This is a genomic window from Variovorax sp. KK3 (genome assembly GCF_001984055.1).
GTDB lineage: Bacteria > Pseudomonadota > Gammaproteobacteria > Burkholderiales > Burkholderiaceae_C > Variovorax.
The window spans coordinates 1-303 of record NZ_LYVO01000221.1 but is presented as its reverse complement, the minus strand read 5'-3'; the positions used below and the strand labels follow the sequence as shown (position 1 = coordinate 303).

General features: G+C 68.0%; 1 protein-coding gene. It reads right to left on the bottom strand.

From position 1 onward, the window contains the following. Window positions 1-303 (bottom strand): iron-containing alcohol dehydrogenase (locus B0W80_RS34260; RefSeq protein ID WP_143684946.1); only part of this gene is annotated, 303 nt, incomplete at both ends.

The following is a 303-nucleotide window of genomic DNA, read 5'->3' as shown; positions in this document are numbered from 1 at the left end:
CTTCCTTCATGCCGATGTCCTTCAGCGCGGTGGGTGCGCCGTTGTCGCGGGCCAGTGCCTGCAATCCCCGTGCTGCATCGTCACTGCCCAGCGCCTTCGCGATGCGTGCCATGGCGCGCGGCGCCGCCTCGGCGTTGAACGCGATCGCATGCGGCAACACCACCGTGTGCACCTCCGCATGCGGCAGGTCGAAGCTGCCGCCCAGCACATGGCACAGCTTGTGGTGCAGTGCCATGCCCACGTTGCCCAACACGCTGCCGCACAGCCACGCGCCGTACAGCGCATCGGACCTCGCCTCGATGT